Annotated in this window: 16 protein-coding genes, 1 tRNA gene and 1 pseudogene; 15 read left to right on the forward strand and 3 right to left on the reverse strand. The window is 69.9% G+C overall.

Annotated elements, in window-relative coordinates:
* Positions 1-37 precede the first annotated feature (37 nt).
* Entirely contained in the window at positions 38-2410 is a 2373-nt protein-coding gene (locus AC07N1_RS18925; RefSeq protein WP_494673189.1) for a TonB-dependent receptor, read from the reverse strand.
* A gap of 389 nt (positions 2411-2799) precedes the next feature.
* Between AC07N1_RS18925 and AC07N1_RS18930 the strand changes: the two genes are divergently transcribed.
* The 10 genes from AC07N1_RS18930 to AC07N1_RS18975 all read left to right on the forward strand — a co-directional run bounded on the left by AC07N1_RS18930 (position 2800) and on the right by AC07N1_RS18975 (position 13585).
* Positions 2800-3417, forward strand: a complete 618-nt coding sequence (locus AC07N1_RS18930; RefSeq protein WP_494673190.1) for a lytic transglycosylase domain-containing protein — start codon at positions 2800-2802, stop codon at positions 3415-3417.
* Entirely contained in the window at positions 3417-3734 is a 318-nt protein-coding gene (locus AC07N1_RS18935) for a TrbC/VirB2 family protein (protein WP_494673191.1), read from the forward strand. The genes AC07N1_RS18930 and AC07N1_RS18935 overlap by 1 nt, the downstream gene beginning before the upstream one ends.
* Positions 3735-3740: 6 nt before the next feature.
* Positions 3741-4028 carry a VirB3 family type IV secretion system protein gene (locus AC07N1_RS18940; RefSeq protein ID WP_198574271.1) on the forward strand — a complete coding sequence of 96 codons (288 nt, stop codon included), beginning with the start codon at positions 3741-3743 and terminating at the stop codon, positions 4026-4028.
* Positions 4025-6376: a VirB4 family type IV secretion/conjugal transfer ATPase gene (locus AC07N1_RS18945; protein WP_494673192.1), complete on the forward strand. Its 2352-nt coding sequence runs from the start codon at positions 4025-4027 to the stop codon at positions 6374-6376. Before AC07N1_RS18940 ends, AC07N1_RS18945 begins: the two co-directional genes overlap by 4 nt.
* Complete coding sequence (locus AC07N1_RS18950) at positions 6373-7563, forward strand: TrbL/VirB6 family protein (protein WP_494673193.1); 1191 nt, start codon at positions 6373-6375, stop codon at positions 7561-7563. Before AC07N1_RS18945 ends, AC07N1_RS18950 begins: the two co-directional genes overlap by 4 nt.
* A gap of 29 nt (positions 7564-7592) precedes the next feature.
* Positions 7593-8342 (forward strand): TrbG/VirB9 family P-type conjugative transfer protein, encoded by a 750-nt coding sequence (locus tag AC07N1_RS18955; protein ID WP_494673194.1) that lies wholly within the window; start codon positions 7593-7595, stop codon positions 8340-8342.
* Positions 8339-9457 (forward strand): TrbI/VirB10 family protein, encoded by a 1119-nt coding sequence (locus tag AC07N1_RS18960; protein WP_494673195.1) that lies wholly within the window; start codon positions 8339-8341, stop codon positions 9455-9457. The genes AC07N1_RS18955 and AC07N1_RS18960 overlap by 4 nt, the downstream gene beginning before the upstream one ends.
* A complete protein-coding gene (gene virB11, locus AC07N1_RS18965; protein ID WP_494673196.1) occupies positions 9454-10434 on the forward strand; it encodes a P-type DNA transfer ATPase VirB11 in 981 nt (326 codons plus the stop codon). The genes AC07N1_RS18960 and virB11 overlap by 4 nt, the downstream gene beginning before the upstream one ends.
* Positions 10435-10507: 73 nt before the next feature.
* The gene (locus AC07N1_RS18970) at positions 10508-12223 is read left to right on the forward strand and encodes a DUF1800 domain-containing protein (protein WP_494673197.1); all 1716 of its coding nucleotides are present in this window, start codon (positions 10508-10510) and stop codon (positions 12221-12223) included.
* Between the two features lie 3 nt (positions 12224-12226).
* A complete protein-coding gene (locus tag AC07N1_RS18975) occupies positions 12227-13585 on the forward strand; it encodes a DUF1501 domain-containing protein (RefSeq protein WP_494673198.1) in 1359 nt (452 codons plus the stop codon).
* Positions 13586-13652: 67 nt separating this feature from the next.
* On the opposite strand, the gene AC07N1_RS18980 is transcribed toward AC07N1_RS18975, so the two are convergent.
* Positions 13653-16406 (reverse strand): TonB-dependent receptor, encoded by a 2754-nt coding sequence (locus tag AC07N1_RS18980; protein WP_494673199.1) that lies wholly within the window; start codon positions 16404-16406, stop codon positions 13653-13655.
* 246 nt (positions 16407-16652) lie between these two features.
* Between AC07N1_RS18980 and AC07N1_RS18985 the strand changes: the two are divergent.
* From AC07N1_RS18985 to AC07N1_RS19005, 5 genes and pseudogenes are all read left to right on the forward strand, one after another.
* Positions 16653-17717, forward strand: a pseudogene (locus tag AC07N1_RS18985) (phosphatidylinositol-specific phospholipase C1-like protein); the annotation flags it as partial.
* A 198-nt stretch (positions 17718-17915) separates the two neighbouring features.
* Positions 17916-18395, forward strand: a complete 480-nt coding sequence (locus AC07N1_RS18990; RefSeq protein ID WP_494673211.1) for a phosphatase PAP2 family protein — start codon at positions 17916-17918, stop codon at positions 18393-18395.
* Positions 18396-18478: 83 nt separating this feature from the next.
* On the forward strand, positions 18479-20728 hold the full coding sequence (locus AC07N1_RS18995) for a TonB-dependent receptor (protein ID WP_494673200.1): 2250 nt from the start codon (positions 18479-18481) through the stop codon (positions 20726-20728).
* Positions 20725-21897 carry an MFS transporter gene (locus tag AC07N1_RS19000; RefSeq protein WP_494673201.1) on the forward strand — a complete coding sequence of 391 codons (1173 nt, stop codon included), beginning with the start codon at positions 20725-20727 and terminating at the stop codon, positions 21895-21897. Before AC07N1_RS18995 ends, AC07N1_RS19000 begins: the two co-directional genes overlap by 4 nt.
* Before the next feature lie 133 nt (positions 21898-22030).
* Positions 22031-22104: transfer RNA gene (locus AC07N1_RS19005), tRNA-Cys, on the forward strand.
* Positions 22105-22477: 373 nt separating this feature from the next.
* Here AC07N1_RS19005 and AC07N1_RS19010 read toward each other — a convergent pair.
* Positions 22478-23830 carry an MBL fold metallo-hydrolase gene (locus AC07N1_RS19010; RefSeq protein ID WP_494673202.1) on the reverse strand — a complete coding sequence of 451 codons (1353 nt, stop codon included), beginning with the start codon at positions 23828-23830 and terminating at the stop codon, positions 22478-22480.
* Between the last annotated feature and the right edge of the window lies 1 nt (position 23831).

Genomic DNA, 23831 nt, shown 5'->3' on the forward strand with positions numbered 1-23831 from the left:
CCAGGAGCGACCCGCCGGGCCGCCCCTCCCCTTCAGGTCAGAACACGATCTTGCGGACGCCGATGCGGAACACGCGGCCCAGCGGATCGAGATAGTCGGGCTGATAGGTCAGCGGCAGGGTCCCATCGCTGCTGGTCACCTCGGTGCGGGCGTCGAACAGGTTGGTGACCTCGGCCGTCACCCGCATGCCCCGCAGCCACGGATGCTTCTGCACCCACTCGCGGCGCTGCGAGAGATCGGCGAACAGGCGCAGGTTCACGGTCGCCAGGTCGCCGAACCTGTAGTCCGGCGTCAGGCCCTCGCCCTTCACTATCGTGCCGGACTCCCACTTGGCGTTGACGAAGCCGCCGACGCCGCGGCGCGAGGCCCCGACCTGCAGCTTGACCTCGTGCTCAGGCTCGCCGCCGGAGCCTGAGATGGAGTCGCCGTTCAGCAGGTCGAGCACCGGCGAGCCGTCGCGGATCGTCACCTCGTCCTTCAGCCGCCAGGTGTGGGTCAGCGAAACGTTGATCATGCCTTGGCCCGGCATGATGGCCACGGCCGGCCGCCGACCGCCGGGACCGCCAGGAGGGCCGCCCGGACCACCACCCGGGGGACCGCCGCCCATGCCAGGCGGAGGACCGCCGCCCTCGCCCGGAGGCGGGCCGCCTCCCTCTCCGGGCGGAGGGCCGCCGTCGGGAGGACCGCCGGGCGGGCCAAAGCCCGGGCGCGGCGGTAACTGCATCGGCTTGCCGAAGGCGCGCGAGAAGGTGAAGCCCCAGGCGGCCTCCTCCTTCACTTCACGCGCCACATTGATCGGCCGGGCGTCGATGCCGAGCAGGGTTCCGTCGGCGGATCGGGTGAAGCGCTCGGGCAGGGCCTCCTCCAGGCCGGCGGTGACGCTGGAAAAGCTGCTGATCCCGTCCAGCACCTCGGTGCGGGTCCAGTTCAGGTTCATTTGCAGCGCATGCCTGGAGGTCGGGGTCCAGTTGACGCCGAAGTGCAGGATGCGGCTTTCGGGCGCTTCCAGGTCGGCGTTGCCGCCGCTGGTCTGGGTCACCGACACTGTCTTGCCGGTCAGATAGTCGAACACCGCCACGTTGGGCGTCGTCTGCGCCGGGTCGTTCAGCTGCGACAGGGTCGGGGCCATGGTCTTGGTGGTGTAGTCGCCGGTGAAGACCAGCTTCTCGAGCGGCGTCCAGTTGAGGCCGGCGCCCAGCGTGCGCAGGGTTCCGAAGTCCGACACCTGCGCGGCGGCGAGGTTGAGGTTGGCCGAGACCGCGCCGATCCGCTCGCCTAGCCCCTGGCCGGCGGCCGTCAGCGGCAAGTCGAAACTGGCCTGCACCGAGCCCTGGTCGCGCGACACCTCGCGGCTGGTGACGTCGTCGTCGATGCGGCTCTCGCTCTCCAGGCTGGAATGCTCGCCGCCGGCCTTCAGCGACAGGCGCAGCGAGCCGGCCGGCAGGGAGAGGAGCGAACCGTTGGCGACGACGTCGGCCTTGACGCTCTGCGCCACCGACGAGGCCAGGGTGGGATCCGCGGCGGTCTCGCGGTCGGTGCGCGAGTCCGTATCCACCCGCTGGTAGGCCAGGCTGCCGGTCCAGGCCCAGGACCCGACGAAGCCGTCGGTCAGGGCGCCCAGGTCGGCGGTCGTGGTTTTCGCCTTCTTCTGCAGCGTGTCGGACAGGCCGCCGTCGCCGTCGCCCAGACGGCTGACCTCGTCCGCCGACTTGACGCCGCCGCTGAGGGTCAGGCCCACCTTGTCGGTCAGGTCGCGCTTGATCACGCCCGACAGCTGGGCCTGGCGAAGCCGGGGCAGCAGCGTGCGGCCCGAGGTCGTCTCGCCGGTTTCCGAACGGTCGATGTCGCGCTCGTCCTCGTAGAGGGCCGACTGGTTCTTGAGGTCCAGCCCCAGCGAGGTGCGGGCGCCGCCCTGGATGCGCAGGGCGTTGGTGCGCGAACTGCCGACGGTGCGCCCGCCGCCCTGCGGCCGCTCGGCGTCGACCTGCTGCGACAGCGACCGGAAGCGCTCGCGCAGGATGATGTTCACCACCCGCTGGTCGGCGCTGTAGCCATAGGCCAGGGCCGTCTGCTCGGGCAGGATCTGGAACTGCTGGATGGCCTCGGTCGGCAGGCCGCGCAGTTCTTGGAAGCCCGAGATGCGGCGACCGTTGATCAGGAACACCGGCGAGCCGCCGCGGGCGCTGGTGGTCTGGGCCTCCAGCAGTTCGATCAGCTCGTCGACCGTGGCCGCGCCGAAGGCCTGGATCTGCAGCGGGTCGTAGGCGACCAGCGGCGCCTGGCCGCCGCGGGCCTCGCCGCGCTTGCTGGCCTCGACCACGACGCCGGAGACGTCGGTCGGCGCGGCGACGGTGTCGGCGACCGCCGGCAGGGCCGCTGCGGCCAGGATGACAAACGGTGCGACGGCCATGGTCCCTCTTCGTCCAGGATGAGCGAAGCAGGGCTCCTAAGGCCTGAGTTGTGCAGCACCATCACCGGACCGAAACAATCACGGCGATGCTTCGGATCATCGCTCGAGCCGTTTCGAGCGCGCGCCTGCGTCTCGACGGCCCGCCGGAAGTCCGGCCTCGGACGATCGGTCAAGCTTGACCGTTATCGCCATCTGCGCAGCAAGCTTCAGCATAAGTAAAAGCGCGAAATACTTAACGCCGATTAACTTGAAACAACTTCATACGTAGACTTTACGACACAAATAACTGGCTACCTCATGCGCTGTCCTGCCGCATTACGCGATTCAGGCGAGCCTTATACAGATGCATTAAGCATATCGTTTAACCATAGCTGTACGGGGGAGCGTCGATGACGTTCGATCTCGCCCGCCAGGCCATGAGCTTGGCGGCCATCGCGACCTGCTGCCTGCTCGCCGCCCCGGCCGCCGCGCAGGTTCTGGAAATCGGCGACGAAGGCCAGGTCACCCGTTTCGACGGCCCGGCCGTCTTCAACGGCGAAACGGTCGAGGCGATCGCGCCGCCGCCGGCCGCCCCTGTCGAGATCGCGGCCAGCGACGCCGTCCGGCGCGAACTGCACGCCGCCGCCGCCGACTACGCCCTGGACCCCAAGCTGATCGAGGCCGTGGCCTGGCGCGAGAGCCGCTTCCGCCCCGCCGCCCGCTCGCGCAAGGGCGCCATGGGCGTGATGCAGCTGATGCCGGCCACCGCCCGCGACCTGGGCGTCGATCCCTCGGACATGGCCCAGAACATCAAGGGCGGGGCGATGTACCTGCGCCAGATGCTCAACCGCTTCGGCGGCGACGTGAAGCTGGCCCTGGCCGCCTACAACGCCGGCCCCGGCGCCGTCCTCAAGCACGGCGGCGTGCCGCCCTACGCCGAAACCCAAGCCTATGTCGCCTCGATCCTCGGCCGCATAGCCGTGGCGGCGCCCGCCCTCGCCCTCCCCGCCCTCGGAGCCCCCAACTGATGCGTAAGTTCTTCGACGCCCGCGCCGCCGCCCTGGCGACCGCCCTCGCCGCCGCCGCCGGCCAGGCCCACGCCCAGGTCTCCCAAGCCGACCCGCAAGGCTCGTCGGCCGTGCTGTCGGGCGTGCTGTGGCTGCAGGGCACCCTGATGGGCAACGTCGCCACCGCCGTGGCGGTGATGGCCGTGGCCGCGGTCGGCTTCATGATGCTGACCGGCCGGATGAACTGGCGCTACGGCGCGACCGTCATCCTGGGCTGCTTCATCCTGTTCGGCGCCACCACCATCGTCAGCGGCATCCGCACCGCGGCGGGCGCGTAAAGCCCGATGGCCGCTCCCCTCGATCGCGACGTGGTGTTCGGGGCCCTGACCCGGCCCCAGATGTTCGCCGGCGTGACCTACAGCTACTTCGTCGTCAACGGCGTGGTCACGACCGAGCTCTTCCTGATCACCAAGTCGTTCTGGGCCCTGCTCGCGGCCCTGGTGGTCCACGCGATCGGCTACGCGGCCTGCCTGCGCGAGCCGCGCATCTTCGACCTGTGGCTGACCAAGGTCAGCCGCTGCCCCCGCGTTCCCAATTTCCGGGCCTGGCGATGCAACAGCTACCAACCGTGAACCCGAAAAAGGAAGCGTCGGCCGGCAAGCGCCTGCCCTACGCCCGGCATCTGGACGAGCGGACAATCGAGACCCGCGACGGGCTGCTGCTGCAGGTGATCCACCTGGCCGGCCTGCCCTTCGAGACGGCCGACAGCGAGACGCTGAACTACCGCAAGGCGGTGCGCGACGTGATGCTGCGCGGCTTGGCCAGCTCACGGTTCGCCGTCTACCACCACATCATCCGCCGCGAGGCCAGGGTCGGCACGGAGGGCGCTTTCTCCGACGCCTTCAGCAAGCGGCTGGACGCCGACTGGAGCGACCGCCTCGCCGGCCGCAAGCTGTACGTCAACGACCTCTTCCTGACGATCGTCCGCCGGCCGCTGCAAGGCCAGGGCGGGCTGATCGACAAGGCCCTGCGCCTGGCCAAGGGCCCCGCCCAGACCGCCGGCCAGAAGGCCCAGGACCGTCGCGACCTGGACGCCGCCCGCGACAGCCTGGTCTCGGCCCTGGCCCCCTACGGCGCGCGGGCTCTGGGCCAGTACGAAGGCGGCAACGGGACCTGCTCGGAGCCGCTGGAATTCCTGTCCTGCCTCTATAACGGCGAGATGCGCCCGGTGCTGGCGCCGGAAGGCGACGCGGGCGAATACCTGCCCTATCGCCGGGTCAGCTTCGGCCACGAGACGCTGGAGCTGTCGCGGGCCGGCGGCCTGGCGCGCGGCTTTTCCTCGATCGTCTCGGTCAAGGACTACCCGGTCCAGACCACGCCGGGGATGCTGGACGACCTGCTGCGCCTGCCGTGCGAGATGGTGGTGACGCAGAGCTTCGGCTTCGTCGATCGCCAGCCGACGCTCGACAAGATGAACCTCGCGCTGCGCCGCATGCGCGCGGCCGACGACGACGGCGTCAGCCTCAAGGCTGATTTGATCCGCGCCAAGGACGACGTGGTCAGCGGCCGGGCCGCCTTCGGCGAGCATCACCTGTCGGTGCTGGTGCGCGGCGAGAGCCTGGAGGGCCTGGACCAGTCGACGGCCGAGGTGCTGTCGGCCTTCACCGAGATGGGCGCCATCGCCGTGCGCGAGGACGTCAACCTGGAGCCGGCCTTCTGGGCGCAGTTCCCCGGCAACTTCAGGGACATCGCCCGCCGGGCGATGATCTCGACCGCCAATTTCGCCGGCTTCGCCAGCGGCCACAACTTCCCGGTCGGCAAGGCCATGGGCAACCACTGGGGTCCGGCGGTGACGCTGCTGGAGACCACCTCGGCCGGCCCCTACCACTTCAACTTCCACAAGGGCGACCTTGGGAACTTCACGATCATCGGCCCGTCGGGCTCGGGCAAGACCGTGGTGCTGAACTTCCTGCTGGCCCAGGCCCAGAAGTACAAGCCGCGCACCGTCTTCTTCGACAAGGACCGCGGGGCCGAGATCTTCCTGCGCGCCATCGGCGGCCGCTACGAGGTGCTGCGTCCGGGCCAGGCCACGGGCTTCAACCCGCTGGCCCTGGAAGACACGCCGGCCAACCGCCGCTTCATCGCCGACTGGGTCGCGCGCCTCGTCTCGCAGCCGGGCGAAAGCCTGACGCCGGACGACCTGGCCCGCATCAAGGACGCGGTCGACGCCAACTACGACCAGGCGCCGAAACTGCGCCGCCTGCGGTTCTTCGCCGAACTGTTCAAGGGCGCGCGCCGCCCCGACGCCGCCGACCTCTCCGCGCGGCTGGCGCCGTGGCACGGAACGGGCGAGCACGCCTGGCTGTTCGACAACGCCCAGGACGGCCTGGACCTGTCGGCCGCGACACTGGGCTTCGACATGACCCAGCTGCTGGACGACCCGGCCCTGCGTACGCCGGCCATGATGTACCTGTTCCACCGGGTGGAGCAGCGCCTGGACGGCCACCCGACCCTGATCGTCGTCGATGAGGGCTGGAAGGCGCTGGACGACGACGTCTTCGTCGCCCGGATCAAGGACTGGGAAAAGACCCTGCGCAAGCGCAACGGCCTGGTCGGCTTCGCCACCCAGTCGGCCCAGGACGCTCTGGAAAGCCGCATCGCCAGCGCCATCGTCGAGCAGGCCGCCACCCAGATCTTCATGGCCAATCCCAAGGCCCAGGCGAAGGACTACTGCGGCGGCTTCGGCCTGACCGAGCACGAGTTCGAGCTGGTCCGCAGCCTGCCCGACACCGCCCGCTGCTTCCTGATCAAGCACGGCACCGACAGCGTCGTGGCCCGCCTGAACCTGGCCGGCTCGCCCGAGCTGCTGACGGTGCTGTCGGGCCGCGAGAGCACGGTGCGCCGGCTCGACGCCCTGCGCGAACACCTGGGCGACGCGCCCGAGGCCTGGATGGCCAAGCTGGTGAGGGACGCCGCATGACTTCGCTCTCCTGTCCCGCCGCCGACGCCCCGCTGGTCCAGGGCCTGATCGGCTCGGTCGACTGCCAGGTGCACGGCCTGGCCCAGGCCGGCTACGCCGCCCTGGCCGCGCCCGGCTCGCCGGTCTCGACCCTGCTGACGGTGCTGATGACCGTCTATGTCGGCTTCATGGGCTACCGGCTGGTGCTTGGCCGAGGCTCCTTGCGGATCGGCGACGCCACCATCGCCGTGGTCAAGATGGCCCTGGTCGTGGCGCTGGCCACCAACTGGGCGCTGCTGGAGACCCTGGCCTACGACACCCTGTTCAAGGCCCCCGCCGAACTGGGCGGCCTGCTGCTGGGCCAGCTGGGCGGAGAGGCCGGCAAGGCCGATCCCTATCTGCGCCTGCAGGCGGCCTACGACGTCCTGCAGGAAGCCGCCCAGCATTTCGCCAGCCGGGCCGGCGCGCGCGACTCGGCCCTGCAGGGCGGGCCGGGCTTCGCCGCCTTCGCGGCCAATGTCGGCGGCCTCGTCATGCTGCTGACCAGCCTGGGCGCGGTCCTGGCCTGCAAGGTGGTGCTGTCGGTGCTGCTGGGCCTGGCCCCGCTGGTCGCCGGCCTGCTGCTGTTCGACGCCACCCGCGGCCTCGTCGAGGGCTGGATCAAGGCGATGATCGCCCTGGCCCTGCTGCCGATGGTGGCCACGATCGGCCTGGCCCTCGAGCTGGCGATGATGACCCCGTCGCTCAAGGCCCTGGCCGCCATGAAGACGGCCCAGCAGTTCGCCGAACTCGACATCGGCCCGGCCGTCACCGTGCTGGTGCTGAGCCTGGTGTTCGCCCTGGTGGTGACCGCCGCCGCCATCGCCGTCTCGGTCATGGCCGCCGGCCTGCGCCTGCCGCGCGAACGCTCGCTCGACCAGGCGGCCCCCGCATCGATCGGCGCCGGCCAGGCCGCCGCGCCGCTGGAGCCGCCCTCGCGCGCCGCCCACGTCGCCGCCGCGGCCACGGCCCTGGCCCGGCGCGAGGAGCAGGCCGCCGCCTCGACCGCGACCATCGGCCCACGCCGCCTGACGGTGGTGTCCGACCGCTCGGCGCCCTCGACCTCGCCCGCGCCGTCGGCCGCCCTGGCCGCCGTCCCGCTCGGCGCCAGCTACCGCCGCCCCGCCTCCCCTCGCCGCACCGCCTCGGGCGCCCGGAGAGACCTGTGACCCCGCTTTCCCGTTTCGGAGTATCGCCCGTGAAGCGCCCGCTTCTCGTCCTGTCGATCGCCTGCGGCCTCGTCGCCCCCGTAGTGGCTGCAGCCCAGACGGTGGCTCCGGCCATCGTCCGGCCGCCAGCCGCCAAGCCGGCCGACCCGCACATCCGCACCCTGCCCTACGACGCCGACCGGGTGCATCGCCTGACCGGGTTCATGGGCTTCCAGACCATGATCGAGTTCGGCCCGGACGAGCGTATCGAGAACGTCTCGATCGGCGACGCCCTGGGCTGGCAGGTGACGCCGAACAAGCGCGCCACCCTGCTGTTCCTCAAGCCCGTCGACCGCGCCCCGGCCACCAACATGACCGTGGTCACCGATCGCCGCCGCTACGTCTTCGAACTGTCGGTGGCCCCGGCCGGCGCCGCCGCGAGCGACGCGGCCTATGTCGTGCGGTTCCAGTATCCCAGCGTCGCCGCCCCGGTCCGTCCCGTGGCCCCGACCGCCCAGAACACGGCCTACGCCATCGAAGGCGCCGCCGCCGTGGCCCCCTCGCGGGTGTTCGACGACGGTCGCGCCACCTATTTCGCCTGGCCCGAACAGGCCGAGCTGCCGGCGATCTTCGTCATCGGCTCCGACGGGGTCGAGGGCCTGGCCAACGCCCTCGTCAAGGACGGCTACCTGGTCGTCGATCGCCTGGCGCCGCGCTTCGTGCTGCGCAGCGACAAGGCCAGCGCCACGGTGGTCAACACCGCCTGGCGCCGCGACCTGACGACGGGGAGCGCCCGATGAGCCTCGATATCGATCCCCGCCTGACGCCCGAGGTCCAGGACGACCTGGCGACCGCCGACGCCAAGGCCCGCCCCGTGGTCGGTCGCGCCGGCGGCGTCTCGAACCTGGCGATCATGGCCGGCTTCGGCGTGTTCGGCGTGGCCGTGTTTGTCTGGCTGTCGAGCCATCGCGCCGACGCCGGCCAGCCCCAGCCCGCCGCCCCGCCGGCGGCCGCGGCCGCGCCGCTGGCCCACGCCGCCCAGCTCCAGGGACCGCTGCCGCAGATCCCCGGCCCGCAGTTCACCGTCGACAACAGCGCCCCGTCGCCCGCGTCCGAACCGCCGCGCGGCGAGTTCGCCCCGCCGACCGCGCCGCCTCCGATGGTCGTCGCCCCGGCGCTCGACGAGTCGGTCCGCCGCCGCGCCCCGACCCTGGTCGTCGACCTGGGCGACCGCTCGGCCCCGCGCCCGGCAGGCGACAAGGGCGAGGCCGCCGCGCCCGCCGCCGCCAACGCCGGCGACAGCTTCGGCGACAAGGTCAGCCTCGACGAGGCGACCCCGGCCAAGGCCACGGCCATGCAGAACCTCGACGCCGTCGTGCCCCAGGGCGCGGTGATCCCGGCGGTGATGGAGACGGCGATCAATTCCGACCTGCCGGGCCTGGCCCGGGCCATGGTCACCCGCGACGTCAAGAGCTTCGACGGCTCGACGGTGCTGATCCCGCGCGGCAGCCGGGTGATCGGCCAGTACAAGTCGGGCCTGGCCATGGGCGCCTCGCGCGTCTTCGTGATCTGGACCCGGGTGATCCGTCCCGACGGCGTGTCGATCCAGATCGGCTCGCCGGCCGCCGACCCGCTGGGCCGGGGCGGGCTGGAGGGCAAGGTCGACCGCCACTTCTTCACGCGGTTCGGCGGCTCGATCCTGACCTCGGTGCTGAACGCCGGCGTGGCCGCCGTCAGCAACACCCGGGCCAATTCGCAGATCTACATCGGCTCGATGACCGAGGCGACGAACCTGGCCAACAGCGCCAAGGCGACCCAGACCTCGCCCACCATCAAGACGCCGCAGGGCGCGCCGGTGACGATCTTCGTCGCCCGCGACCTCGACTTCTCCGGCGTGCGGGGCGTCGCGCAATGACCCATCACGCCCCGATGGGGGTCTATCTGGAGGCCTACCTGGCGCCGCTGGCGCCGTGGCTGGCCGATCCGGAGGTGACCGACCTCTACGTCAATCGTCCCGGCGAGCTATGGGTCGAGCGACTGGGCGGCGCCGTGGCCAAGGTCGCCGCGCCCGAGCTGGACGAGACCAACCTCTGGCGCCTGGCGCGCCAGGCCGCGGCCCTGGTCCACCAGGGCGTCAGCCGCGAGCACCCGCTGCTGTCGGCCGTGCTGCCCGACGGCGCGCGGATGCAGGTGGTGGCCCCGCCCGCGACGCGCGGCGGGATCGTCATGGCCATCCGCAAGCACGTGGTCTCGGACCTGTCGCTCGACGACTACGCCGCGGCCGGCGCCTTCGCCCACGCCACCACGCCGCCGGCCAGGCCCGACGCGGCGCTGCGGGCCCTGCTCGACGCCGGCGACGTGCGCGGCTTCCTGTCGGCGGCCGTGCGCGCGGGCAAGAACATCGTGGTCAGCGGCGGCACCTCGACCGGCAAGACCACCTTTCTCAACGCCCTCCTCAAGGAAGTGCCGCGCGACCAGCGCCTCGTCCTGATCGAGGACGCGCCCGAGATCCGTCTCGTCCACGCCAACGCCGTCGGCTTGGTGGCCGCCAAGGGCGACCAGGGCCAGGCGCGGATCGGGACCGAGGACCTGCTGCAAGCCTCCCTGCGCCTGCGGCCCGACCGCATCATCCTGGGCGAGCTGCGCGGCGCGGAGGCGTTCAGCTTCCTGCGCGCCGTCTCCAGCGGCCACCCCGGCTCGATGACCACGGTCCACGCCGACGACCCGCGCGGGGCCATCGAACAGCTGGCGCTGATGGCCCTTCAGGCCGGCGCCAACCTGCGACGCCAGGACGTGGTCGACCATGTCGAACGCGTCGTCGACGTCTTCGTCCAGCTCCATCGCCAGGACGGCGTCCGCGCCGTTCGGGAGATCGTCTTCATCGACCGATAGCGGCCGCTTCCACTCAACCTCTTTCCAGCTTCAACGCGCCCGTGCCGCGGGCGTGATCGGGGACCTCTGTGCAATGCGTATGAAACTTCTGGCTTCCACGGCGGGCGCAGGCCTCGCCCTCGCTCTTTCCGCCTGCGGAGGCGGCGGTGGAGGCGGCGGCGGATCTTCGTCGACGCCCCAGAGCAGCGGCGGCACGACGCCGACCGCCCCGCCCGCCCCCGTGGTGATCTCGGCGGCCGAGGCCGCGCGCCTGGCCAAGCAGGCCACCTTCGGCCCGACGCCGGCCCTGATCGACCAGATCGTCGCCGCCAAGAGCGCCTCGGCCTGGATCGACCAGCAGTTCGCCCTGAGCAGCAGCAGCTACGCCGACATCGCCGCCAAGCCGGTGGCGACCAACTACTGCGCCAATTCGGGCCTGACCGGCACCGATCTCAACAACTGCAATCGCGACAACTACGGCGCCCTGCCGATGTCGATGCGGTTCTATTCCAACGCCATGGCCAAGGACGACCAGCTGCGCCAGCGCGTGGCCTTCGCCCTGTCGCAGATCGTCGTGGCGTCGGACCTCGAGGTGCACACCACCGCGGGCCTGGCGACCTTCAACCAGATCCTGCTGAGCAACGCCTTCGGCAACTACAAGGACATCCTGCGCGAGGTCACCCTGAACCCGTTCATGGGCAACTTCCTCGACATGGTCGACAGCAACAAGACCGCCCCGAACGAGAACTACGCCCGCGAGCTGATGCAGCTGTTCTCGGTCGGCACGGTGCTGCTGAACGCCGACGGCACGGCCAAGACCGGCGCCGACGGGGCGGTGATCGCCACCTACAGCAACGCCGAGGTCAAGGAAGTAGCCCGCGCCCTGACGGGGTGGACCTACGCCCGCCTCGACGGCGCGGCCGTCACCGACGGGACCAAGCTCGACTACTCCAAGCCGATGATCGTCAGCACGGTGCGGTTCGACACCAAGGCCAAGACCTTCCTGGGCGTCACCATCGCGGCCGACGCCACGCCGCAGGCCAATGTCGACACGGTGGTCGACACCGTCTTCAACCACCCCAACACCGCCCCCTTCATCAGCAAGCGGCTGATCCAGCAGCTGGTGCTGGCCAACCCGTCGCCGGCCTATGTGGGCCGCGTTTCGGCGGTCTTCGCCGACAACGGCGCGGGCGTGCGCGGCGACATGAAGGCGGTGATCAAGGCGATCCTGACCGACGCCGAGGCGCGCGGCTCGGCCGCCACCCCGGGCAAGATCAAGGAGCCGGTGCTGTTCCTGACCGGCCTGGCGCGCGGCATGGGCCTGAAGTCGGACGGCTACGCCTTCTATTACCGCGACAACGCCCTGGGCCAGATGCCCTTCCGCGCCACCTCGGTGTTCAACTTCTATCCCTACGACTTCCCGCTGCCGCTGGGCTCGGGCGAGATCAGCCCGGTCAGCAAGCTGATGACCACCTCGACCATGATCGCCCGCCACAACCTGGCCTGGGATTGGACCATGGCCGGCGAGGCCACCCGCACCGAGTTCAAGGTCCAGTCGACCCTCGCCGGCTCGACCGCCGTCGAGCTGCCGTGGACCGAGTGGGAGGCCCTGGCCGCCGACGAGGCCAGGATGCTCGACCGCATCGACCTCATCTTCCTGAACGGGACCATGACCTCGGCCCAGCGCAGCGCGCTGTCGTCGGCCATGGCCGCCGTCAAGAACACCGACCCCGCCGTCCAGGCGCGCAAGCGGGCACAGGTCGCCCTCTACATCGTCGCCTCGTCCCCGCAATTCCAAGTCGACCGCTGAGCCATGACCCTTTCCCGACGTGATTTCGGCCGGCTGCTCGCCGGCGCCTCCGCCACCGCCGCCCTGACCCAGATCGGCATCTCGGCCGCCATCGCCGACACCTCCAGCTATCGCGCGATGGTCGGGGTGTTCCTGTTCGGCGGCAACGACGCCTGGAACATGGTCGTGCCCACCGACGATCGCTACGCGGCCTACGCCAGCCAGCGCGGCGGCATCGCCCTGAAGAAGGAGACCCTGGTCCCGCTGACCGGCACGGCCTTCGGCCTGAACGCCGCCATGGCCCCGCTGAAGACCGCCTGGGACGAGGGCGCGCTGAGCGTCGTGCTCAACACCGGCACCCTGTTCCAGCCGCTGACCAAGTCGCTGTACCAGACCCGCCCGGACCTGCGGCCGCTGAACCTGATGTCCCACGAGGACCAGCAGAACCAGTGGCAGGGCATGCGGACGCGCGAGAAGAACCTCGACGGCTACATGGGCCGCATCCTCGACCGCGCCGACGCGGCCGAGCTGCCGCCGCTGGTCTCGATCGCCGGCTCGCAGCTGGCCCTGATCGGCAGCCGCAAGTCGCCGCTGATCCTGCCGTCGAGCGGCGGCATCTCGCGCAACGGCTACAACGCCGCCAGCATCGACGCGGCCGTCGTGGCCCGCCAGGCGGCGCTGAACACCTTCTCGGACGCCTCGGCGTTCGGCGCGGTGACCGACATGACCGGCCGGGGGATGTCGTCGGCCTACGCCCAGGCGGTCACGGCCAACACGATCATCAGCTCGACCACCTCGACGGTGGACCAGTACTTCAAGAACCCGACCACCGGCGCGGCCCTGACCAGCGACATCTCCCGCCAGCTGCTGCGGGCGGCGCGGATGATCGAGGCCCGCAACAACCTGGGCCACGCCAAGCAGACCTTCTTCGTCAGCCAGGGCGGCTACGACACCCACACCAACGAGGTCGCCGCCCACGCCTCGCTCTACGCCGACCTGGCCATGGCCCTGGCCGGTTTCTACAACGCCATGAAGTCGCTGGGCCTGGCCGACAACGTCACGGCCTTCACGATGTCGGACTTCGGGCGGGTCTACAAATCCAACGCCAGCGGCGGCACCGACCACGCCTGGGGCTCCAACCACCTGGTGCTCGGCGCGGGCCTGGCCTCGCGCAAGGTGCACGGCGCCTATCCGGACACGACCTTCGGCGGGGCGGACGACGCCTACAACGACGGCCGCTGGATCCCGACCATCGCCGTCGAGGAATATGTCGGCGCCATCGCCAGGTGGTACGGCGTGTCGGCGACCGACCTGCCCTACGTCTTCCCCAACTGGGCGACGTGGAACGGCGGCGGGCGCGGACCCGTGCCCCTGTTCGGCTGATCCCAAAAGACGACGCCCCGGAGCCTTGCGGCTCCGGGGCGTTTCTCTTTCAGTTCCGGGCCAAGCCCTAGAACTGGATGTTCGCGCCGAAGAAGACGGTCCGGCCGCTCTTGGTGTGGTTCCACAGGCGGTGGGCGCCCGGCTGGGTGACGTTCACGCCGGTGGTCGAGTTGTAGACGTAGAAGCTGTTGTACTGGGCCTCGCGCTCGTCGGTCAGGTTCACCCCGTCCAGCGTCAGGCGGATGCGCGGGCTCACCTGATAGAAGGCGGCCGCATCGACATAGGTGGTGGCCTCGAAGCCGCCGCTGTCGATCGTGTAGTCCGAGCGGTAGTTCGACGACACCCGCGCGCCCCACTTGGCGGTCTCGTAGTAGAGCGTGATGTTGGTGTTGACGTCCGACAGGCCGTAGATCTGGCCCTTCACGTCCTTGCCGTTGATCTTGTTGGTGGTCTCGGAGTCGATCAGCGTCAGGTTGGCGACCATGCCCAGGTTCTTGAGCGGGCCGGGCAGGAAGAAGAAGTCGCTCTGGGCGCTCAGCTCGAGGCCGCTCAGCGTGGCCGAGGCGTTGTTGACCGAGCGGGTGTAGATCACCGGGGTCGAGGCGGTGACGCCCGTCACCAGGCCTTCGGCCAGGCCCGTGTCGGAATAGAGCGCGTTGCTCGTCGTGCTGCTGACCAGGTTGTCGATCTTCTTGTGGAAGACGCCGGCGGTCAGCATGCCGATGCTGCCGAAGTACCATTCGGCCGACAGGTCGAACTCGTCCGAGGTGTAGGGGTCGAGGTTCGGGTTGCCGCTCGACACCGTGACGGTCGAGCCGTCGACGCTGATCGAGCCGTTCATGGCGTAGGCGGCCAGGGACGGACGGTTGATGTTCTGGGCCGCGGCGGCGCGGATCTGGAACTGGTCGCTGACTTCCAGCACGGCGTTGAAGGCCGGCAGGACGCCCGAATAGCTCTTCTTGACGGTGGTCGGGGTGTTGACGCCGCGCACGGCCATGACGCCGGTCGAGGTCAGCTCGGTGTCGTAGGCGCGGGCGCCAAAGTTGCCGCGCAGCGGCATGCCGGCCAGTTCGGTCTTCCAGTCCAGCTGCAGGTAGCCGGCGTTGGTGTCTTCCTGCACCGCGTAGATCGACTTGGGCGCGCCCAGGGTGCGGGTGATGTTGTAGGCCGCCAGGGCCTTGTTCCAGTCGACGATCAGCCAGGACTGGTCGTCGTGCTCGCTGAAGATCTTGTAGTAGTTGTTGACGCGGTCATCGAGCGTGCCCTTTTCCCAGGCCGTCTTGTTCACGTCGTCGTTGGTCTGGGTGTAGCCCGAGTTCTCGAAGCCGCGGAACGACACGCCGCCCTTCAGGGTGAAGACGTCGTCGAACTGGTAGGAGCCGTTGAACTCGGCGTTCTTCAGCTTCGTCGTCTGGTAGGTGGCCGAGAAGTCGATCTCGTGGGCGCGGTAGTTGTTGGGATCGGTGGTGTTCCAGCCGTAGGTGTTCTTGCCGGTCTTGCCGCGGTAGTCGGTGATCAGGTCGCCGAACGCCTCGGTGTAGAACTTGTCCGAGATCGGGATGTCGTAGTCCGAGGTCTCCTGGCCGATGTGGCCGTCGAACTTCAGCTTGTCGGAAACCTCCCACTCGCCGGTCAGGACCAGCTGCTTGAAGGTGTTCTCGGTCTCTTGGCGACGGGTCTCGGTGGCGAACACCGTGTTGGCGACGTCGGCGTAGATGATCGTGTTGTACTGGTCGTACTGGATCGAGCGCAGCACCGGCGCGGCGGTGGTCACGCCCGAGTGCGGGGTGGCCGCGCCCAGGATGGTCGAGCCGACGCTGGCGCGGGTGGCCAGGTGGTTCTCGCTGCGGTCGTTGGAGAACTTGCCGTACAGGCCGTCGAGCGTGAGGGTCACGTTTTCGACCGGGCGCCATTGCAGCGCGGTGGTCACGCCCAGGCGCTCGTTGTCGGCGCCCCAGACCGACAGGCGGTTGCCGCGCTGGAAGATCAGCTCGCCGTTGGTGGCCTTCAGGGCGTCGGCGGCGCTGAGGTTGACGACGTTGGCGGCGTTGGCCTTCTGCTGGCCCGCGCCGTAGGTGTTGTAGCCCTGCTCCTCGACCTGACGCTTGGAGTAGGCGACCGAGACCAGCACGCCGAACTTGTCGTCGAAGTTCTGGCTGAACATGCCCGCGACGCGCGGCTGGAAGTCTTCGGTGGCGCTGTTGGTGCCGCCCTGCAGCGACAGCGCCATCTTGCGGCCGTCATAGGCGAACGGCTTGGCGGTATAGAGGCCGACGGTGCCGGCCATGCCGCCCTCGTCCTGCTCGGCCGAGAACGACTTGCGCACGTCGATCTTCGAGAACAGCTCCGAGGCGAAGATGTTGAAGTCGAACGCCCGGTCGCGAGACGTCTGCCCGCGGCTGTCCATCGGCGAGTCGACGTTGCCCAGCACTTCCATGCCGTTCAGCTGCACGCGGGTGTAGTCGGGGCCCAGGCCGCGCAGGCTCACGCGGCGACCTTCGCCGGCTTCGCGGTTGATGGCCACGCCCGGCAGGCGCTGCAGCGACTCGGCGAGGTTGAGGTCGGGGAACTTGGCCATGTCCTCGGCGACGATGACGTCGGCGACGATGCTGCTTTCGCGCTTCATCTGACGGGCCACGCCCAGCGACTTGCGGAAGCCCTGGACGACGATGGCGTCGACTTCGCTGGCGTCGTCGGCCGGCGCGGTGGCGATCGGGGCGTCGGCCGCGGCCTCGGCGGCGTGGGCCGGAGCCGTCAGCATGGCGAAGGCCAGGACGGCCGAAGCGGCGCTGAGCGACAGCGCCTTCTTGGTGGTGGACATGAGACCCCCTGCAACTGGATCGCCGGAAGCCTCCAGAGAGCGGGCGCCGGCGCGATGGCGGGGCCGTTAGGGCGAAATTGTGACGGTGTGTTACGAGTTCGATAACGAGCGTATGAAGCGAGCGTTCGGCGGCCGCCTATCCACGATTTTATTGCGTATCGGTCGCAGATCGGTGGCGACGGCGCTGACTTCGAACCGTCATGCGGCGCCGCTAGAGAGGCCGCCTGTTCTGGTGGAGTGCGGCCCATGTTCGGCTTTGTGGCGGTGATGGCGATGGCGGCGGCGGCGAGCGACGCCCCGCTGCGGATGAACGACCTGACGGCCGTGGGCACCCACAATTCCTACAAGCAGGCCATCCCCGCCGACGAGCTGGCGGCCATGGTCGCCGCGCGCGGCCAGCCCGTGCTGGCCATCGACTACGCCCACCGCCCCCTGGCCGAACAGCTGGACGCCGGCGCCCGGCAGCTGGAGATCGACGTCGTCAATGACCCGGCCGGCGGCCTCTACGCCAAGCCGCTGACTGCGCTGGGCCAGGGAACGGTGCTGCCGCCCCGCGTGGCGCAGGCGCTGGCCAAGCCCGGCTTCAAGACCCTGCACATGCCCGACATCGACTTCCGCAGCTCGTGCGTGACCTTCGTCGAGTGCCTGTCGCAGGTGCGCGCCTGGTCGGACGCCCACCGCGACCACGTGCCGATCCTGATCATGCTCAACGCCAAGGAAGGCGCGGCCTCCATCCCGGGCGGCGTCACGCCCCTGCCCTTCGACGAAAAGGCGTTCGACGCGCTGGACGCCGAGATCCGCGGCGTGTTCGGCCCCGACCGCCTGATCGATCCCGACCTGGTGCGCGGCAAGAAGCCGACCCTGCGCGAGGCGGTGCTGGCCGGCGGCTGGCCGACGCTGGAGGCCGCGCGCGGCAAGGTGTTCTTCGCCCTCGACGAGGGTCCCGAGAAGGTGGCGATCTATCGCGGCAAGCGCACCTCGCTGGAAGGCCGGGCGATGTTCGCCAACACCGACGAGGCCTCGCCGGCCGCCGCCTATCTGACGCTGAACGACCCGATCGCCCAGAAGGACCGCATCGCCGCGGCCGTGAAGGCCGGCTTCATCGTCCGCACCCGCGCCGACGCCGACACCTGGGCCGCCCGCAACGGCGACATCGCCCAGCGCACGGCCGCCCTGACCAGCGGCGCCCAGTACGTCTCGACCGACTATCTGTGGGCCGACCCGCACCTGCCCTGGAACTACACCGCTCGCCTGCCCGGCGGCGAGGCGGCGGCCTGCAATCCCGTGCGCGCGCCCAAGGGCTGCGACGGCGCGCTGGAGCTGACGGCGGACGCTCCGGCGACGGGCTATCTCGCCCCGGCCCAGCGCCCCGACCTGACCAAGGTGCTGGCCGCCCCGCCGGCCCAGGGCTCGCCCCGCGCTATCTCTGACGCCGCGATCTTCGACGCCAGCCGATCGTTGAAGGACACCCCGCGCTGGGCGCTGGCGACCGCCGACGTCAAGGGCTCGATGTTCGACCACTTCGCGGACGCTCTCGGCGTGCGCCTGACGCCGCAGGAGGCCCCGATCCTGGCCGCCCTGCTCGAACGGGCCGGCGACGACCGCTCGGTGGTCGGCGCGGCCAAGACCTTCTGGGGTACCAAGCGCCCCTATATCGGCAAGGACGCAGCGCCGGTCTGCGAAGCGAAGACCGACCACCTGGCCGGCAATCCGGACTATCCGTCCGGCCACTCGGCCCATGGCGAGCACGTGGCGATGATCCTGGCCGAGGTCGCGCCCTCGCGCGCCGACGCCCTCTATGCCCGCGGTCGCGAATACGCCGAGAGCCGCTGGATCTGCGGCTCGCACACGGTCAGCGCCACCGAGGCCGGCCTGCAGGCGGGAGCGGTGATCTACGCCGCCGAGCACCACTCGCCCGCCTTCCGCTTCGACATCGACATGGCCCGCGCCGAGGTGTCGGCCGCCCTGGCGAAGGCAGGAAACAAATAGCCGAACCCAACTCATCGAACGGCGCTTGCCAAAACGATAGTTATAGCTAGCATCCTCCTCGTACGGACATGCGGGGGGTTGTAGTGCGCAAGCTGCAAGTGTTCGCCGGGGTCGCGACTGTCGCCTTGATGGCGGTCGCGACCTCATCTCGGGCCCAGACGGCAAGTGAAGCCGCGCCGGTCGCACTCGACGAGATCGTCGTCACGGCCCAGAAACGGGCCGAGAATTTGCAGGACGTGCCGGTCTCGGTGACCGCCATGACCGGCGCCCAGCTTCAGAACCAGAGGGTCGGCGACGTGCTGGCCCTGTCTGGCCTGGCGCCGGGCCTGCAGATCAAGACCGACGACAACGCCGCCAACCCGCGGATGTTCATCCGCGGCATCGGCGTCAACGACTTCAACCCGGGCACGGCCAGCGCCGTCGGCGTCTATGTCGACGGCGTCTACATCGCCTCGCCCCTGGCCCAGCTGGCCGGCTTCTACGACCTGGAGCAGGTCGAGGTGCTGCGCGGTCCGCAGGGCACGCTTTATGGCCGCAACACCACCGGCGGGGCGATCAACGTCGTCACGAAGAAGCCGTCGAGCACGCCGGGCGGCGACATCGCCGTCGAGTACGGCCGGTTCAACGCCGTCAACGCCCAGGGCGGCTTCGGCGGCCCGATCGCCGGCGATACCCTGTCGTTCCGCATCAGCGGCCTCTACGACAAGAACGACGGCTACACGACCAACCGGCTGACCGGGAACAAGGGCAACGACGCCAACCGCTGGGCGCTGCGCGCGGCCCTGCGCTGGAAGCCCGACGACAAGCTGACCGCCGACCTGTCGCTGAGCCTGAACCAGTCGCGCGGCGGCTCGATCTGGACCTACAACCGCTCGATCCTGCCCCAGACGGCCGAAGCGACCGGCGCCGACGGCTTCTGCAAGGCCGGCTTCTACACCTCGGGCCAGTGCACCAACGCGCTGGGCTACGCCAACACCAGCGGAAACCTCTACGAGGGCGACTACCGCTTCGAGGGCAAGGACATCGTCAAGCTGTTCGGGGCGACCGCCAGCGTCGCCTACGACCTGGGCGACATGACCCTGTACTCGGTCACCGGCTACCAGCGCGCCGCCCGCGACGACTGGGAAGACACCGACGCCAACCCGCTGCAGGTGATCAGCGCCCGCTACATCGCGTTGCAGGAAACGGCCAGCCAGGAGTTCCGCCTGCAGTCGAACGGCCAGGGTCCGCTGCGCTGGGTGACCGGCCTCTACTGGGCCAAGGACGACCTTTCCAACGACAGCCACTACGACGTGCTGGCCGACCTGCGCAATCCGACGCCCGACAACCCGACCGGCATGGATCCGGCCGCCAGCATCGGTGTGTTCGGCTGGCCCCTGACCCTGAAGTCACGCAGCTGGGCGGTGTTCGGACAGTTCGACTACGACCTGACCGACCGCCTGACCTTCACCGGCGGCCTGCGCTATTCGGTCGACGACAAGAGCATCCACTATGTCAGCGACGTCGACTACGGGCTCGTGACCCTATTCGTCCACGACGGCGACAAGAGCTTCAAGTCGCTGTCGGGCCGCCTTGGCCTGCGCTACGCCCTCACCGACGACGCCAACCTCTATGCGACCTACAATCGCGGCTACAAGAGCGGCGGCTTCTTCACCGGCCAGACCGCCGACGAGGCCGACCTCGAGCCCTATGACGACGAGACCGTCGACGCCTTCGAGGTGGGGGCCAAGAGCGAGTTCCTCGACCGCCGCCTGCGCCTGAACACGGCCGCGTTCTACTACGACTACAAGGACCTGCAGGTCTACACGACCATCCAGCGCGGCCTGCTGACCGTGCAGTACTTCACCAACGCCTCGGCCGCCCGGGTCTACGGCGCCGAGGCCGAGGTCGAGGCCCGGCCGGCGCGGGGTCTCTCGCTGACCCTGGGCGCGGCGCTGCTGCACGCCGAGTACGAGGACTTCGTGTCGGTGGGCGAGGACTATTCGGGCAACTGCCTGCCCTCGGCCCCCAAGCTCAGCTTCAACGGCGCGATCCGCTACGAGCACCCGCTGCCGGTCGGCGACTTCACCGGCCAGCTGGACTTCACCCACCGCTCCAAGGTCTATTTCGACACCGCCAACACCGAGCGGCTGAGCGACGAGGCCCGCACCTTCGTCAACGGCCAGGTCGGCTGGAAGCTGGACGGCGGCCGCTACGAACTGGGCGTGTGGGGCAAGAACCTGTTCGACGAGACCAACATCCTCGACATCACCGCCATCGAGGGCCTGGGCTTCGACGCCTTCAGCATGGGACCGCCACGCACCTACGGCGTCTATCTGCGGGCCCGCTATTGAGCGGCGGGACTTCACCGGCGGCGGCCTGGATAGGCCCGCCGCCAAGTCTGGCGCAGCAGCTGGCGGTGCTGTGGATCGGCGTCGTCGGCGTGCTGTTTCCCGGCGTCGGTCCGCTGCTGCTGGGCGGACTGGAGGCGGCGGGACGGCTCAGCGCCATGGAGATCGGCCTGGCCGGCATGGCCGAGCTGGCGGCCATGGGGATCGGGGCGGCGCTGCTCGGCCCGGCCTTCGGCGCCAAGCGGCTTAGACCGGCGGCGATCGCCTGCGGCTGTTTCCTGGCGGCGCTGAACCTTGCCTCGACACGGGTGGACGGCGGCCTGCTGGTGCTGGTCCGCGCTGCGGCAGGCTTGCCGGCCGGGGCGCTGATCTGGGTGGTGACCGGCATGATCGTGCGCTCGCCGCGCCCGGATCGCTGGTCGGGGATCTACCTGACCGTCCAGACCCTGATCCAGCTGGCCGTGGTGGCGAGCCTGAGCGCCCTGGTCATCGACCGCTTTGGACCGGACGGCGGCTTCGTCGCGTTGACGGGCCTGGCGGCGTCGGCCGTGCTCGCGGGCTTCGCCGTTCCACGCGCCTGGACCGCCCTGCCCCAGGCCGACGACGCCCCGAAAGGCCTGCCCAGCCCGCGCGGCTGGGTCGCCCTGCTGGCGGTGTTCTGCTTCCAGGCCTTCATCCTCGCTTTGTGGATCTACGCCGAGCCGCTGTCGCGCCAGGCCGGACACGCGCCGAAGGTGGCTGGCTTGGCCTTCTCGATCTCGCTGGCCGCCCAGGTGGCCGGCGGCTCGGCGGCGACGGCCCTGGCGGGGCGGGTGTCTTGGTTCGTCTCCCTGAGCGTCGGCGTGATCGCGGCGGCGGCCTGCCTGCTGGTCTTCGCCGCCCTGCCGCCGGCCCCGGCCTTCCTCGCCGCCTCGGGCCTGTTCGGTTTCGCCTGGCTGTTCGCCTCGCCGTTCCTGACGCCGCTGGCCATCGAGGCCGACCCCAGCCGGCGCGCCGCCCTGCTGGGTCCCGGCGCCAGCCTGCTGGGCTGCGCGACCGGACCGCTGCTGGCGGCCCTGATCGTCGGCGCCCACGACGTGCGCCCGGCCGTCTGGCTGGCCGGCGCCCTCGCCCTCGTCACCCTGGCCCTGATCGCCGGCCTGCACCTGACCCGGGCCAAGGAACCCAGATGAGCGTTGGTCTCGCGCTCAAACCGCCACGCCGAAAGTGATCGCTGGGGACGAAGCGAAGTTGACCATTGCGAGCGCGGCCGCCGTCTGATAGCCATCCGCCCTCTTCGCCGACGCAACCTTGTGTCGACCCGGTGGCCCGGTGGCGGAGTGGTGACGCAGCGGACTGCAAATCCGTGCACCCCGGTTCGATTCCGGGCCGGGCCTCCACCCTTTTCTCCTTCTTCTTTTCGCGGCTTCGAGACGCGCTGCGCGCGACCCCCTCCGGCCCTTCCGGGCCACCTCCCCCAGAGGGGGAGGATCTGGCCGACGCATCGCCAGAAAGATGCTCCCCCTCTGGGGGAGCTGTCGCGGAGCGACTGAGGGGGTCTCACCGTCGCCCCCTCCACCAGAGAAGGAGGACCTTCTTGGTTCGCCTTCCTGGGCCTTGCGCCCATCGTTCAGCCGCTCAGACCTTTGCAGAGCGGTAGAGGTCTGAGCGGTCGCCGGCATGGACCCTCGCCACAAGGGCGAGGGAGGCGAGTTTGTTTGGGGTGGAGAAAACTTCCCCCTCCGGGCCGCCCCGCCCTTCAGCGGAGGATCTTCAGACCGTCACTTCGTAGAACAGCGTGTCCTCGACGATGTCGTCGCCCGTGACGCCGTTCTTGTCGGCGCGGACCAGGGCTTCCTTGGCCTGGTTGCGCAGGGCCGCCTCCAGCGACGGCAGGGGGATGTGGTCCCAGCGCTTCTTGCCGGCCATCACCTCGTCGACGGGGTTCAGCGCGATGCGCAGGCGCTCCATCGACAGCAAATAGTCCTTCAGGGTGGCGTTGTGGCTGCCGTGGTGGCCGACCTTGTAGACGATGGTGCGGCGCACGAGGTCCAGGCCCTCGACGTCGGCGTCCTCGCCCTCGGGCTTGGTCCACTTGACGTCCTTCCACGACAGCCAGTTGCCGACCTGGGCGTCGGCGGCGAACAGCAGGACATCGCGGCCGGGCTCTTCACCACCGCCATCTCCCGGGCCGTCCAGTTCGATGGCCAGGACCAGGCTGGTGTTGTTGGTGTCGTTGTCGAGCTTGATGGCGAAGTCGAGCGCGCTGGAGCCGACATCGTCGATGCCGCGCCAGCCGGCCTCGCCCGCCTGGTTCCAGTAGTTGTCCTGGAAGAACTTCACCTCGGCGCGGGCCACGTCGAGCGGGATGGTGAACAGCGGCGAGAACGGACGCCCCTCGATCCCCGGCTGCGGCCCGTCGCCCGGCGCGTCGAGGGCCATGTCGAAGGTCTCGGGCGCCTTCTTGCTGGGCGTCGACTTGCGGATCAGGTCGTGGTCGCGCGGCGGCCCCAGAACCATGATCCGAGCCTTGGCGCCGGGCGGCCGATAGGGCTCCTGGCCGGGCTTGCAGTAGAGAAGCTTACCCTCAGGGGCCAGTTCGCGCGCCACCTGCACGGCGTCTTCCGTCGTGGCGCGGCCGCCGGCCGCCCCGAACGGCACGTCGTCGATCCCGAAGAAGTCCATCAGCCCGGCGATCTTCTCGCCCGCCGCCGCGTCGCCGGCCGCCTGCATCTGGCCGGCCGCGGCCTGCAGGGCGTCGACCGCCCCGCGCCGGCCGCGCTCGTCGAGCAGCGACTTGGCGAAGCTGTCGTCCGGATCCTCGGTCCAGGCCATCCACACCTGGCCGACCTCGAGCTTGCGGAAGATCGGCTCGGCCTGGAGGAAGCCCGAGACGTGGTCGCCGTGGGCGTGGGTCACCACCAGGAGGTCGATGACGTTGCCCGTCTCGGCGACGACGTTCTCCATGACCTTGTTGATCTTGGCGCGGGCGTCGCTGGTGCCGAGGATGACGCCGCAGTCGATCAGGATGTTGAAATCCCGGTCGCCGTCGCGCGCCAGGCGGACGAGCAGGCAATCGCCCAGTCCGTGGCGATACATCCTGACCTTGGCGCGGTGCTTGGTCATC

The sequence above is a fragment of the Caulobacter sp. GW821-FHT09B11 genome, assembly GCF_059418205.1.

Excerpts from the sequence above, each read along its gene's own strand:
- virB11 (WP_494673196.1), top strand. The coding sequence starts at position 9,454 with ATGACCCATCACGCCCCGATGGGGGTCTATCTGGAGGCCTACCTGGCG.
- AC07N1_RS18975 (WP_494673198.1), top strand. The coding sequence starts at position 12,227 with ATGACCCTTTCCCGACGTGATTTCGGCCGGCTGCTCGCCGGCGCCTCC.
- AC07N1_RS19010 (WP_494673202.1), bottom strand. The coding sequence starts at position 23,830 with ATGACCAAGCACCGCGCCAAGGTCAGGATGTATCGCCACGGACTGGGC.
- AC07N1_RS18960 (WP_494673195.1), top strand. The coding sequence starts at position 8,339 with ATGAGCCTCGATATCGATCCCCGCCTGACGCCCGAGGTCCAGGACGAC.
- AC07N1_RS18925 (WP_494673189.1), bottom strand. The coding sequence starts at position 2,410 with ATGGCCGTCGCACCGTTTGTCATCCTGGCCGCAGCGGCCCTGCCGGCG.
- AC07N1_RS18940 (WP_198574271.1), top strand. The coding sequence starts at position 3,741 with ATGGCCGCTCCCCTCGATCGCGACGTGGTGTTCGGGGCCCTGACCCGG.
- AC07N1_RS18930 (WP_494673190.1), top strand. The coding sequence starts at position 2,800 with ATGACGTTCGATCTCGCCCGCCAGGCCATGAGCTTGGCGGCCATCGCG.
- AC07N1_RS18970 (WP_494673197.1), top strand. The coding sequence starts at position 10,508 with ATGCGTATGAAACTTCTGGCTTCCACGGCGGGCGCAGGCCTCGCCCTC.
- AC07N1_RS18935 (WP_494673191.1), top strand. The coding sequence starts at position 3,417 with ATGCGTAAGTTCTTCGACGCCCGCGCCGCCGCCCTGGCGACCGCCCTC.
- AC07N1_RS18990 (WP_494673211.1), top strand. The coding sequence starts at position 17,916 with ATGTTCGACCACTTCGCGGACGCTCTCGGCGTGCGCCTGACGCCGCAG.
- AC07N1_RS18950 (WP_494673193.1), top strand. The coding sequence starts at position 6,373 with ATGACTTCGCTCTCCTGTCCCGCCGCCGACGCCCCGCTGGTCCAGGGC.
- AC07N1_RS18980 (WP_494673199.1), bottom strand. The coding sequence starts at position 16,406 with ATGTCCACCACCAAGAAGGCGCTGTCGCTCAGCGCCGCTTCGGCCGTC.